The 14768-nt window shown below is 33.5% G+C and carries 9 protein-coding genes; 4 read left to right on the top strand and 5 right to left on the bottom strand.

Translation table 11 applies throughout. The features are described from left to right. Positions 1-214: 214 nt before the first annotated feature. The 3 genes from gltB (at position 215) to AACQ14_RS09240 (ending at position 6706) form a co-directional block, all read left to right on the top strand. Positions 215-4747: a glutamate synthase large subunit gene (gene gltB / locus AACQ14_RS09250; RefSeq protein WP_339363298.1), complete on the top strand. Its 4533-nt coding sequence runs from the start codon at positions 215-217 to the stop codon at positions 4745-4747. Continuing rightward, on the top strand, positions 4747-6210 hold the full coding sequence (locus AACQ14_RS09245) for a glutamate synthase subunit beta (RefSeq protein WP_339363297.1): 1464 nt from the start codon (positions 4747-4749) through the stop codon (positions 6208-6210). The genes gltB and AACQ14_RS09245 overlap by 1 nt, the downstream gene beginning before the upstream one ends. Before the next feature lie 295 nt (positions 6211-6505). Beyond that, positions 6506-6706 carry a cold-shock protein gene (locus tag AACQ14_RS09240; RefSeq protein ID WP_113676178.1) on the top strand — a complete coding sequence of 67 codons (201 nt, stop codon included), beginning with the start codon at positions 6506-6508 and terminating at the stop codon, positions 6704-6706. An 80-nt stretch (positions 6707-6786) separates the two neighbouring features. Here the strand turns inward: AACQ14_RS09240 and AACQ14_RS09235 are convergent, their stop codons facing one another. The 5 genes from AACQ14_RS09235 to hcp form a co-directional block, all read right to left on the bottom strand. Further along, complete coding sequence (locus AACQ14_RS09235; RefSeq protein ID WP_339363296.1) at positions 6787-8199, bottom strand: arylsulfatase; 1413 nt, start codon at positions 8197-8199, stop codon at positions 6787-6789. Between the two features lie 311 nt (positions 8200-8510). Continuing rightward, positions 8511-8873, bottom strand: coding sequence for a DUF1667 domain-containing protein (locus AACQ14_RS09230; RefSeq protein ID WP_339363295.1), 363 nt, complete (start codon positions 8871-8873; stop codon positions 8511-8513). Between the two features lie 3 nt (positions 8874-8876). Next, complete coding sequence (locus tag AACQ14_RS09225) at positions 8877-10139, bottom strand: NAD(P)/FAD-dependent oxidoreductase (RefSeq protein ID WP_339363294.1); 1263 nt, start codon at positions 10137-10139, stop codon at positions 8877-8879. A gap of 17 nt (positions 10140-10156) precedes the next feature. Continuing rightward, on the bottom strand, positions 10157-11905 hold the full coding sequence (locus AACQ14_RS09220) for an FAD-dependent oxidoreductase (RefSeq protein ID WP_339363293.1): 1749 nt from the start codon (positions 11903-11905) through the stop codon (positions 10157-10159). A 322-nt stretch (positions 11906-12227) separates the two neighbouring features. Then, positions 12228-13868: a hydroxylamine reductase gene (hcp, locus tag AACQ14_RS09215; protein WP_339363292.1), complete on the bottom strand. Its 1641-nt coding sequence runs from the start codon at positions 13866-13868 to the stop codon at positions 12228-12230. 525 nt (positions 13869-14393) lie between these two features. Here hcp and AACQ14_RS09210 point away from each other — a divergent pair. Then, positions 14394-14732 (top strand): helix-turn-helix domain-containing protein, encoded by a 339-nt coding sequence (locus tag AACQ14_RS09210; protein ID WP_339363291.1) that lies wholly within the window; start codon positions 14394-14396, stop codon positions 14730-14732. Positions 14733-14768 lie beyond the last annotated feature (36 nt).

Genomic DNA, 14768 nt, shown 5'->3' with positions numbered 1-14768 from the left:
TCTGGTAATCTTTTTATATGTAAAACCCAAAAAAACTGTGTTATTATAAATAAAAACAAGGGTAAATTATATCAAGCATCACATTTTAGTTAAAATAAACGGAACCCATTTATGAATGTGTTTATATTTTTCCCTTCATTGTATTGAATTGTCTAATAATTTATGTTATACTATCTTCAACACTCTGTAAATACATAATCAAGGAGGCAACGATATGAATAAATCTTATGGATTACCTGAGAAACAAGGTCTATACGATCCACAATTCGAAAAAGATAACTGTGGTGTTGGATTTGTAGCTCATATGAAAGGTAATAAATCCCATACAATTATAGAGCAAGGACTGGATGTATTAGTTAATCTAACTCATCGTGGAGCAGTAGGTTCTGACCCTGATTCTGGTGATGGTGCAGGTATCTTAATCCAAATCCCTCATGAATTCTTAAAAAAAGAAATGGCTGCATTAGATTTCACTTTACCTGATGAAGGTGATTACGGTGTTGGAATGATTTTCCTACCTCAAGAACCTAACGCTAGATATTTCTGTGAAGGTGTATTTGAAAAATACCTTGCCAATGAAAACCTTGAGTTAATTGGATGGAGACATGTCCCTGTTAATGAAAGAGCCTGTGGTTTGACTGCAAGAGGAACAATTCCTGTAGTACACCAGATTTTTATTAAAAGAGGTGATCTTTCTACAACAGAATTTGAAACCAAATTATATATTGTTAGAAAGCTAGTTGAAAAAGCTATAAGAAAAGCATCTCATACTTATACTGAAGCTTTTTACATTTGCAGCCTTTCAAGTAAGACAATGATATATAAAGGACAGTTGCTTGCTAGACAAATACCTGAATTCTACCCTGATCTACAAGATCCTTCAATGGTTAGTGCTATTGCTTTAGTTCACCAAAGATATAGTACTAATACCTTTCCATCATGGGATAGAGCCCAACCATTCCGTTTCTTAGCTCATAACGGTGAGATTAATACTCTTAGAGGTAATGTAAATTGGATGAATGCTAGAGAAGGTATCCTCAAATCAGATATTCTAGGAGAAGATATCAAAAAACTTTTCCCAATAATAACACCTGATGGATCAGATTCCATGAATTTAGATAATGCACTGGAACTCCTAGTAGCCAGCGGCAAATCTTTATCACATGCCATATCTATGCTGATACCAGAAGCATGGCAAGAACATACTACTATGGATGAAGATAAGAAAGCTTACTATGAATATCATGCAAAACTTATGGAACCTTGGGATGGTCCTGCTGGTATTGCGTTTACAGATGGTATCGAGATCGGTGCTACACTTGACCGTAACGGACTTCGTCCAGCAAGATATTTAGTAACTGATGATGATTTGGTTGTAATGGCATCTGAAACAGGAGTTTTACCATTTGAATCAGAAAACATAATCAAAAAAGGAAGACTAGAACCTGGTAAGATGTTTTTAATAGATACTAATGAAGGAAGAATTATCTCAGATGAAGAAATCAAAAAAGAATTATCATCTGAAAAACCATATAAAAAATGGGTGGATAAGAATAAATTAACTTTAGAAGATTTACCTTATCCTCATGACCCAGCAGTACTTAGTCAAGATAGAATTATAAGAATACAAAAAGTTTTCGGTTATACTGAAGAAGAACTAAAAAGAATTATTGCCCCTATGGTTGAATTAGGTAAGGAAGCTATCAGCTCAATGGGTAATGATGCACCACTTGCTGTGTTATCAGAAAAACCTCAGTTGCTAAGCAATTACTTTAAACAATTATTTGCGCAAGTAACCAATCCACCTATTGACCCTATACGTGAAAAATTAGTTATGTCCCTAAAACAATTCATTGGTTACAAGGGTAATATTCTAGGTGAATTAAATGAAAAGAAAAATATTAACTTCATTGAATTAGATTCACCTATACTTGATAACGCTAGTTTTGAAAAAATACGTCATATTCACCATAAAGATTTTAGAGCAGTCAAAATTCCAATTATCTTCCCCGTTTCAAAAGAAGGTGAAGGTCTAGAAGAAGCTCTTGATTCTCTTAATGAACGAGTTATAAGCAACATTAATGAAGGATACAATGTAATCATTTTAAGTGACCGCAACATTGATAAATATAATGCGCCTATACCTAGTTTGTTAGCTACTTCAAGTGTTCATCACCACTTGATAAAACAAAAATTAAGAACTAAAGTAGATATCATCGTAGAGACTGGTGACGCTAGAGATGTTATGCATATGGCATTGTTAATAGGTTATGGTGCAACTGCTGTCAATCCTTATGTTGCTCTTGATACTATTATGCATCTTGTTGAAAACAAACTATATGTTACAGAAGATATATCCTACGAAGAAGCTTACTCAAGATATAAAAAAGCTATAGGAAATGGTTTATTGAAGATATTATCAAAAATGGGAATTGGAACACTTCAAAGTTATCATGGAGCACAGATTTTTGAAGCTGTAGGTATTAACAGTGACATTATAAACAAATACTTCCCTGGAACACCTTCAAGAATCCAAGGTATCGGTATTGATATTATTGCAAAAGAAGTAATTATGCGCCATAGTGTAGCTTTTAATTCACTTAGAAATCCTTATCAGAACCTATTAGAAGGTGGTAATTTACATTGGAGAAAAGAATCTGAAGCACATTTATTCAATCCAGATACTATTAGTAAATTACAACAGTCTTGTAGAACTGGTAACTACGATTTATACAAAGAATATGCAGGGCTTATTAATGACCAAAGTGAAAAACTATGTACAATACGTAGTATGTTAGATTTTTCTACTATGGGTGCTATCCCTCTAAGTGAAGTTGAGCCTATAGAAAATATAGTCAAACGTTTTGCAACAGGGGCTATGTCATTTGGTTCACTAAGCAAAGAAGTCCATGAAACACTTGCATTAGCTATGAATAAATTAGGTGGTAAATCAAACTCTGGAGAAGGTGGAGAAGACCCAGCTAGATTCGTAAAAGATAAAGATGGCAGTTCAAGAAATAGTGCTATCAAGCAGGTAGCTTCTGGACGTTTTGGTGTAACTGCTGAGTATCTTGTTAATGCAGAAGAAATACAGATAAAAATGGCTCAAGGAGCAAAACCAGGTGAAGGTGGTCATCTACCAGGACATAAAGTAACTGAAGCTATAGCTAAGGTACGTCACTCAACACCTGGAATTGACCTTATTTCTCCACCACCTCATCATGACATCTATTCTATAGAGGACCTTGCTCAACTTATTTACGACCTCAAAAACATTAATGAAGATGCAAGAATCAATGTTAAGCTTGTTTCAGAGGTTGGTGTAGGAACAGTAGCAGCAGGTGTAGCTAAGGCACATGCAGATGTAGTTCTTGTATCAGGTCATGACGGAGGTACAGGTGCTTCACCAGCAAGTTCTATCAAATACGCTGGTCTTCCTTGGGAACTTGGATTAGCTGAGACTCAACAAACATTACTTATGAACGACCTTCGTAGTCGTATTGTTGTTCAGACAGACGGTCAGTTAAAGACTGGTAGAGATGTTGCAATCGCCGCATTACTTGGAGCAGAGGAATTTGGTTTTGCAACAGCGGCATTAGTCGTTAGTGGATGTATAATGATGAGAAAATGCCAAAAGAATACATGTCCTGTAGGAGTTGCGACACAAGACCCTGAGTTACGTAAACATTTTAAAGGTAAACCAGAACATCTAATCAATTTCTTTACCTTCTTAGCCACTGAACTTAGAGAATATATGGCAGAAATGGGCTTTAGAACAATTGATGAAATGGTTGGCCGTGTAGATATGTTAAAACCAAACAAATCCAAGATGCATTGGAAAGCAAAAGCTATTGATTTTGATTCTATTTTATATAGACCAGAACTTCCATCAAGAATACAGCCAAAGTGTGTTAAAGAGCAAGAACATGGTTTGGAAGATATCTTTGATAGAACTCTAATATCTGATGCAGCTGAAGCAATTGATTCAAAGAACAAAGTATATAAAGAATATCCTGTTAAAAACATCCATAGAACTGTAGGAACTATGTTAGCAGGTAAAGTAGCCAAAAAATATGGTGATAACGGTTTAACTGATGATACAATACATTACAAATTCAATGGTTCTGCTGGTCAGACTTTTGGTGGATTCGCTACTTCTGGTATGACATTAGAACTTGAAGGTGATGCTAATGATTACTTAGGTAAAGGCTTATCCGGCGGAAAGATCATAGTATATCCTGATAAGAACGCTACCTTTGATGCAGGAGAAAATATCATAGTAGGTAATACGTTATTATACGGAGCAACAGATGGTGAAGTATATATTAATGGTATTGCAGGAGAACGTTTTGCAGTTAGAAACTCTGGTGCTACAGCAGTAGTTGAAGGTGTTGGAGATCACGGTTGTGAATACATGACAGGTGGTATTGCTCTGATTCTTGGTTCAACTGGTAGAAATTTTGGTGCTGGTATGAGTGGAGGTATTGCATATGTTCTTGATGAAGTTGGAGATTTTGAAAAGAATAGATGTAACTACCAATTAGTTATTACAGAAACTATCCAAGACGAAGACATAACTAGAATCAAAAAATTATTAGAGAATCATATCAAATATACTGATAGTAAAAAAGCAAAAACAATTATTAATAATTTTGAACAATACAAAGATAAGTTTATTAGAGTTATATCTCCAGCGTACAAAGAAATATTATTAGAAAAAAACCTTGAATTCAGGGGGTGCAGATAATGGGTAAAGCAACAGGTTTCAAAGAGTTCGAAAGAAAATTAGGAAATTACAAACCAGAGTTAGACAGAATTAACAATTTTGATGATATTTACGTTCCACTAGAAGATGAAGAGATTAAAGTGCAAGCTTCTAGATGTATGGATTGTGGAGTACCGTTTTGCAGCTATAACTGCCCTCTTGGTAATATCATCCCTGACTACAATGACTTAGTTTATAATAATCAGTGGGATAAAGCTTTAGAAGTTCTTCATACTACTAATAACTTCCCAGAGTTTACTGGTAAAATATGTCCTGCTCTATGTGAATCAGGATGTGTACTTGGTATTAATAGAAACCCTATCACATGTAAACAGATAGAACTTGCAATTATAGAAAAAGGTTGGGAAAAAGGTATAGTAAAGCCTCAACCACCTGCCGTATATACTGGCAAAAAAATAGCTGTTGTAGGTTCTGGTCCATCTGGACTGGCTGCCGCTCAACAATTAGCAAGAGTAGGTCATACAGTTACTGTTTATGAACGTGCAGATGCAATTGGGGGTTGCCTAAGATATGGTATACCTGATTACAAGCTTCCACAACTCTATATAGATCGTAGAGTTAATCAAATGGAAGAAGAAGGTGTTGATTTTAAGACTAATACAAATGTAGGTAAAGATGTCAGCGTAGAAGACCTTAAAAACAAGTATGATATAATATGCTTGACAGGTGGTTCAACAACACCTAGAAACCTTGATATATCAGGTAGAGATTTGGATGGTATCCATTTTGCAATGGAATTCCTTCCACAAGCTAATAAAAGGAATGTAGGAAAAGATATTCCTGCTAATGAATCCATAACTGCAAAGGATAAAAAAGTAATTGTTATAGGTGGTGGAGATACAGGCTCTGACTGTGTAGGTACTTCCATTAGACAAGGTGCAGCTGATGTAATACAGCTTGAATTACTTGATGCTCCTCCTACTGAAAGAAGCGCTGGACAGCCTTGGCCAGTTTATCCAATGATTCTTAGAACTTCTACTTCTCATAAAGAAGCAATGGCTAAGTTCGGTAAGGATATAAGGAATTACAGCATTGCTACTAAATCCTTTGAAGGCAAAGACGGAAAAGTAACAAAAATCAATTGTGTAAAACTTAAGTGGTCTACTGATGAAAACGGTAGAAAGACTATGAAAGAAGTTGAAGGCAGTGAATTTCAGCTTGATGCTGATTTGGTACTTTTTGCTATGGGATTCTTACATCCTGAACATAAAGGTATGTTGGATGACCTTGGAATTGAATATGATGGACGTGGTAATGTATTAGCTGCTGCTAATTGCATGACCAATATTGAAGGAGTTTTTACCGCTGGTGACATGAGACGTGGTCAATCACTAGTTGTTCACGCAATAGCCGAAGGACGAAAACTCGCTAAATCAGTTGATGAATATCTTATGGGTACTACTTACCTAAGAAGTTCATTATAATACATGAGAATATACCAAATATATTTTAAAAAAGTTATTTATTCTTGTTCTTATAATCAGTATGGTAATATTTATGTATATTTAAGGTAAATATTACCATACAAAACCAAATATTTCTATAAAATGACGTTTTCATGGTAAAATTACACTGAAAATTAGAATAAAATCATAAAATTTTATGTTTATTGAATAAAAATATTAATTCTTTTTAAAATAAAATTTGACATTTCTCGCTGTATATGATAGTCTATATTAGTAAAGAATTACAAATAATTTTATTTCGGAGGATGTTTTAATGAAAACAGGTATCGTAAAATGGTTTAACAGCGAAAAAGGATTTGGATTCATTTGTGTTGAAGGTGAAGATGATGTATTTGTACATTTTTCTGCAATTCAAGGTGATGGATTTAAAACTCTAGAAGAAGGCCAAAAAGTTGAATTCGAAGTTGTCGAAGGCGCTAGAGGACCTCAAGCAGAGAATGTAGTTAAGCTATAATAAATGAACGAAATAAAAAGAAGGTATATTACCTTCTTTTTTCATGTTCATTTATGGATATTTTTTTATTTACATAGATATCATCTTACTTCTGGAGCATATCTACCTGACACTAATTTCCCATCTTCTACTAATCCATCTTCTTTACGTTCTTTCAATGTATCAATCATACGATTCTTCCATAACTGTATCTTATCATATTGCTTTTCTTCATGAATAATATTTTTCATTTCATTAGGGTCGTTTTCTAAATCGAAAAAATATTCTCTTCCTGAATAACTTTCCCATATATATTTTTCTTTTCCATCAGTAACAAATTGCCATCCTTCAATCATATTCTTACTAACAAAACTATGTTCTCCATGTATGAATGTTCTAGTTTTTTCATCTTTTCCTTCCAGTGCTGATAAAAGACTTATACCTTCTACCTCTTTAGGTATTTTTAATTTAGCAGCTTCAAGTATTGTAGGCATAATGTCCATATGGGTAACAGGGAGTGTCCTTTTTCCTGTTACCTTACTTTCAGGTGTTCTTATTATAAAAGGAATCCTTGCAGAGCCTTCCATTGGAGTTACTTTTCTGAATGATAGATGGTCACCCATCAAATCTCCATGATCGGAACAAAAGATTATGTATGTATTATCATATAACCTATTTTTCTTTAACCAGAAAATCAAACGTCCTATTTGGGCATCAATATGTGTAATTGACCCGTAATACGCTCTTCGCATCCTATCTAATAGATGAGCAGGTAATTCCCCTCTAAAAGAATCAACTTCATCTATTTCTCTACTATTTTCTTCTTTTGCCCAATCCCCCACTGGAATCGGTGGTAATTCCTTGTCTTTATACAAATCATAATAATATTTTGGTGGATCATATGGTGAATGAGGTCTGTGGTATCCTATTTGTATAAAAAATGGTCTATAAGGATCTCTGTTTTCAAGCATTTCTATTGCATTGTCAGTAGTCCAATTTGTAGGATGAAGATATTCGTCTGCTTCCCAACTATACCTCATCCATGTATTATTATTCCACTCTATTGCTGGGTCTTTTACTTTCCCATTGGTTTCTCTTTCAAGCCAGCGATGATAATCACTCTTAACATTTCCTAACTTTTCCTGTGGGTCATACAATCTGAGTTCCTCAAATCCTAATCTTACCCTTTGTGGATAAAAATGTGTTTTTCCTACACACATTGTATGATAACCTCCATCACGAAGTTCCTTCATTAATGTATGTTCATATATCCAAGGGATACCATCACGATATCCTGGTCTGCCACAAGTTGATGGAGTCTGCCCTGTTGCTAGACATGCTCTAGCTGGAATACAACTAGGTGCAGCTGCATAAGCATGATTGAACATTACTCCTTCAGATGCCAAAGCATCTAAGTAAGGAGTCTCTATAATAGGGTTGTCATCTTTTCCTAAACAATCACCTCTCCATTGATCTGGAAAAATAAAAACGAAATTAGGTCTATTAGCTTCCATTACATCATCTCCTCTTCCTTTAATTCATAAGAAGTTATACTTTGTGCAAAAATTACTGGTAAACTTATATTTTTAAAATCTTATTTATATTCTACTTTAAATTATGATTATAAACATGATAATCTTTACTTTTTTGACATATATTTAATTTATGATTAAGCACTAAGTATATTAAAATCCTATTCTATTTATTTTATATCCTTTATATTATAACATTTTTTAGGCATCAAACATAAAAAATCATGATTCATATCCTAAAATAAGAATCATGATTTTTATAGTTATTGATTTTCTAAATAATTGTATCCAAGTTAAGATATTTTTGCTATACTTCTAGATGCTACAATATCTACTTTTGTATTACATATATCCTTTATTATAATATCCCCTCTATCTATTGGTGCTTTAACTGTCATTTTGTACAACTCATTGACACATTCAAATATTTTACTTTTTGGTATCTCATCGTTACTGATTACTGGCAATCTTTTCAAATGACTTCCATCTATTTTTACTGTAGTTGTCAACATTCTTTTAGGATTAACATATTCATTTTCCCCAAATACCTTTCCTCTATTGCAAGTATTTCCTTCTACAATTATATTATCTCCTTCTTGATAAACAGTTAGATGGCAACTCATAGGACAAACGATACATGTAAATTCTTTTTTCATAATCTACCCCACCTTTACACTAATGGTCAACTCATTATTACTTGACATTAATTTTTCCGTTTTTATATTTTCAACAATCATTTCAGGTGGTAATACTACGACATGTTTTTTATCCAAACAAATTTCTCCGTCAATTTCACCAATCACTTTAACTTTTTTCTCTTTCTGTTTAACTCTAAAATATATAGGAAGCTGTTCTTCCAGGTTCTTTTTCCTGATTATCTGTGGTACTACAAAATTAACGTTTTCCCCAGGAATAACTGATTGATATTCATCTTTTAGATTAAGATTCCCTTCCAGATACCTAGCTGCTCCACGTCCTGCTATCTCTCCCGTTATGGATACATAATCTACTAAATCAAATACTGTTACCACATTTCCAGCAGCAAAAACACCTTCAACTGATGTCATGAAACTTTCATCTACGACTGGCCCTTTTGTTCTGGGATCAATCTTGACTTCCAATTTTCTTGACAGTTCATTTTCAGGTATCAATCCAACTGCAAGAACCAATAAATCGCATTCAATGTATTTTTTTGTACCCTTTATAGGATTTCTATTATTATCTACCTGGGCTACTGTCACACCTTCCAATTTCTTGTTACCATGTATTTTCACAACCGTAGTTGACAGGTGCATTGGTATATTATAATCATCCAAACATTGACAGATATTTCTTGTTAATCCTCCTGGGGAACTCATTAGTTCATAGACACCTTCTACCTTAATACCTTCAAGTGTCATTCTTCTTGCCATAATAAGTCCAATATCTCCTGAACCTAGAATTACTGCTTTTTTACCTGGTAGATATCCTTCCATATTTATATATCTCTGTACAGTACCTGCTGTAAGTACACCACTTGGTCTTGTACCCCATATAAATACTTGTGAACGGGTTCTTTCTCTACATCCCATAGCAAGGATGATTGCTCCACATTTTATTCTCATCATGCCTTCTGACTCATTCATTGCATATATTATCTTTTCTTTAGTTATTTCTAAGACTATGGTTTTTATTTTTACATCTATATCTTGATTATCAACTTCTTCTATAAAATTCTCAGCATATTCACAGCCGGATAATCTTTTTCCGAATCTATGCAGTCCAAACCCATCATGTATGCATTGTTGTAAGATTCCACCTAACTCTACATCTCTTTCTATTATAAGTACATTCTCTACTCCTTGTCTCTTAGCTTCTGTAGCTGCTGCTAACCCAGCTGGTCCGCCACCAATAACAGCTACATCTGTTTCAATATATTTCATCTAATCCCTCCTTTCCATTACGCTCTACTATTTTTATTTAAGACATATGAATCTGAACCTTTTAGAGTTATTTCTGTAGGTTCTTTCTTTAACTCTCTAGCAAGTATTTCTAATACTCTAGGACCACAAAAACCACCTTGACATCTACCCATTCCAGCTCTTGTTCTACGTTTTATTGCATCTATAGTTGTTGCTGGTATTTGGGAATGTATAGCGTCTAATATTTCTCCTTCAGTTATTAGCTCACATCTACATATTATATTCCCATATTTGGGATTCATCTTTATTAGTTCATCTTGTTCTTCATGAGATAAGTCCCTAAATTGTACCTTGGGTTTTCTTATAGGATTAAAGTTTTTATTTAGAGACATATCCCCCATATCATCTTTTATTATTCCTCCAACCATCTCTGCAATTGCAGGTGCCGATGCTAACCCAGGTGATTGTATACCTGCTACATTTATAAATCCTTTTACTTTTTTTGACATACCTATTATAAAATCTTCTTTATAATCTGCCGCTCTGATACCTGCAAAAAAAGTGATTATTTCTGATTTCTTAACTTCATCTGTAACACGCTCACCTAATTTTATTATATAATCCATATCACTAGCTTCTACTGACTTATCTTCTTTAGATGGAATCTCTGTAGCTGTTGGTCCCCATAATAGATTTCCTTCTGGCGTTACACAGGCTCCACCGCCTTTTGAGTTAGTACTTTTACTTCGTCCACTTCTTGTTCCAGCTGGTCTGTTGAAGAAACCTTTTCTATTCTTATCAAATATAGCTATGGCACCTCTTCTAGGATGAATCGTGAAAAATCTATCTCCAGCCATCTCAGCTATGTTATCTGTATATACTCCAGCACAATTAATGACATATTTACTTTCAATAATGCATTTATTGGTTATTACCCCTTTAGTCTTTCCGTCTTCCGTCAGTACATCTAGGACTTCTGTATCCAACATGAATGTTACCCCATTCTGGACTGCATTTTCTGCAAAGGCTATACATACTTCATAGGGTTCAACCAATCCCATTGTAGACATCAAAAAACCTCCAATAGGCTCACCTTTTAGATTTGGTTCTAATTTATTGACCTCTTCTTTATCCAGCCATTCTAGTCCAGGAACTTTCATAAATTGTCTAGCTGGCTTAACTAGATATCCTAGTTTAGATTTTTTTAGGAACTTAAGTCCTAACATCTTTCTCCATTCACTTTTATCATAAACAACGTTTAAGGAACCAGATCTAATTAGTTTAAAATTAAGGTCTTCAGACAGCTTTGTATATAACTCATTGCCCCTTAGATTGAGTTTTGCTTTTAAAGTCCCCGGTTTAGCTAGAACCCCCGGATGAATATTACCATTATTGGCTTTTGTTGCTTCTTCTGCTATATCACTATTCTTTTCAACTACTATTGTTTTTAGATTGTATTTGGATAATTCTCTAGCAATTGCACAGCCACATATCCCTGCGCCTATTATTAAAATATCGCATTTCTTATGTACATTCTCTTGTAGAGTTTTTTTGATTTTTTCAGTATTATCTTTTTGTGGAATAGTTATCCCCCGTGCAGTTATATCGTTCACCACATTATTAACACCTTTTACTTTTGCAGCAATATGACCAATATCTACTACATGCTGCCATTCATCAACTTCCCCTGTAAGAGTAACAATTTTGTCAGATGAGATTTCTATGCCTATATCATAACAAGACAATTCTTTTACACTTTTTATGGCTTTTATAATCTTATCTTTCATGACCTCTCTCCATTCATTTGACACTTAGATTTAATTAATATTAACCTGCGAAACGCTTCCCAACTGGACGTCTATACGTCTATACTAACTTTAATTTTATAATTTGTCAAGATTCAAGAAAAAAAATCTTGAATTTATTTTCTATAGTGAAGAATTGAATAATAATTATAGAAGATACTTTAATTTATTCATATGGGATTTACTTGCTCACCACTATGTTTAATAAAATATCTTCTACCATCCATAAATATAAAATCGATAAAAGGAGATGCATCAATCTGCATCTCCTTTTATCGATTTTATATTTTCAGTTTATTATATTTTATTGTAAGAACATTTTTATATCATCTTCTACGTTAGTAATACCACCGATACCAAATGTTTCTACTAGTACTTTAGCTACGTTTGGTGACAAGAAAGCAGGAAGTGTAGGTCCTAAGTGAATATTCTTCACACCTAGATGCAATAGAGCTAATAACACTATTACTGCTTTTTGCTCATACCATGCAATATTATATGCAATAGGTAATTCATTGATATCATTGAGTTCAAATACCTCTTTTAATTTGAGAGCAATGACAGCAAGTGAATATGAATCGTTACATTGTCCAGCATCTAACACTCTAGGAATTCCACCTATATCACCTAAAGGTAATTTATTATACTTATATTTTGCACAACCAGCTGTAAGGATAACTGTATCATCAGGTAATTGTTTAGCAAAATCTGTATAATAATCTCTTGACTTCATTCTTCCATCACAACCAGCCATTACAAAGAATTTCTTGATTGCTCCAGACTTGACAGCTTCAACAACTTTATCAGCAAGTGCAAAAACTTGAGCATGTGCGAAACCACCAACTATTGACCCTGTTTCAATTTCAGTAGGAGAATCTAATTTCTTAGCATGTTCTATAATCTCACTGAAATCTTTTTTACCATTCTCGTCAGCTTCAATATGCTTACATCCAGGGAATCCTGAAGCTCCAGTTGTATATATTCTATCCATATGATTTGCCTTTGGAGGTACTATACAATTAGTAGTAAATAACACTGGTCCATTGAATGATTCAAATTCTTCTTTTTGTTTCCACCAAGCATTTCCATAGTTTCCTACGAAATTATCGTATTTCTTGAATGCTGGGTAGTAATGAGCTGGTAACATCTCACTATGTGTATATACATCAACACCAGTTCCCTTAGTTTGCTCTAATAATTGTTCCAAATCGCTAAGGTCATGACCTGATATTAATATGGCAGGATTATGTCTTACACCTATGTTTACTTCTGTGATCTCTGGATTACCATAAGTAGAAGTATTAGCTTCATCAAGCAATGCCATAGTATCTACACCATATTTTCCAGTTTCAAGAGTAAGTGCTACTAAGTCGTCTGCACTTAAAGTATCATCTAATGTAGCAGCTAATGCTTTAGTAATGAATGCATATATTTCATTATTTTCTTTACCTAAGTTATAAGCATGATGTGCGTAAGCAGCCATACCTTTTACTCCATATGTTATTAATTCTCTTAATGAACGAACATCTTCATTTTCAGTTGCCAGTACCCCTACAACTACACTGTCTGCTTTTGCTTCCATTTTACTATTTGAATCTGCTGTCCATGTAGCGCTATCATGTAAGTTTTCAAGAACAATACCTTTTTCTTCTAATTTACTCTTTAATTCATCTCTTAGTATTAGTCCTTCTCTTATTGTCTGATAAAATGCATTTTCATCAAAATTAGCATTTGTTATTGTCATGAATAAACCATTTACTATAAATTCATCCACTTGGTTAAGATCAATCTCTACTTTTCTAGCTTCATTAGCTAATATTGAAATTCCCTTCATAGTATAGATAAGTAAATCTTGTAGATTAGCTAGTTCTGGTTTTTTACCACAAACTCCTGCTAATGTACAACCTGTTCCCTTTGCAGCCTCTTGACATTGATAACAAAACATAGTTCACACAACCTTTCATATTCCTTATTTTAATTATGTTTTAATTTTGTTTTTTGTTAACCAGTGACCAAAGTATAGCATGAGGTGGCTTAGAATTCTGTAACTTATGTTACGAATGAGAAATTCTTAACATAAATAATTATTTGTAACTTTTTCTTTATCTGTTTTATTACGTAGATTTATTTAATAGGATAAGAATAAATCTAGAATTTTGTCAATACTAATAATAGACATGCACTAAAAAGAAAGGGATTGTACTATTGTCCCTTTCTTCGAGTGGGTTAAGGTGTGAGGGATGAAAATTGTTACATCAATCTACGAATACCATTATTCCCTCTATTGGTATCTGCCCTACTTATCAATGTTTCTTATAATGTAACAATTTCACCTACAACAAGTATAAAAAATATATGATTTTTTGTCAAGCAATTTATGCTATAAAATCTCCAATTACCAAATCATATATGCTCTTGATAAATTTAATGCAAATATGTAAGTTATATACAAGGAAACTGGGGTGATAAAATGAATGATATATTAAATATTGTTGGTAATACAGTAAGGCAATTTAGAACAGCTAAAAATTTAAGCCAAGAGGAATTAGCCCTTAGAGCAAAAGTTCACCCCACACATATAGGGAGAGTGGAACGAGGGTCGATTAATTGCACTATAGAAATGTTAAATAAAATTATTACTGCTCTAGGAATCAGTTTTGAAGATTTCTTTAAACAGATACAACCTTCTACAAATACAGATAATGAAGTATTTCCTATTTTATTAGCCAAATTAATTCAACTAGAAAAAGAAGAACAAGAATGTATATTAGAATTTGTTACAAATTACAAGTTAATGAAAAAAGAATAAGGTCTATCAAACTATTACATGAAAAATTATAAAAAG

The organism is Vallitalea maricola (genome assembly GCF_036985595.1).
GTDB lineage: Bacteria > Bacillota > Clostridia > Lachnospirales > Vallitaleaceae > Vallitalea > Vallitalea maricola.
This window is presented reverse-complemented; position numbering and strand designations above follow the sequence as displayed.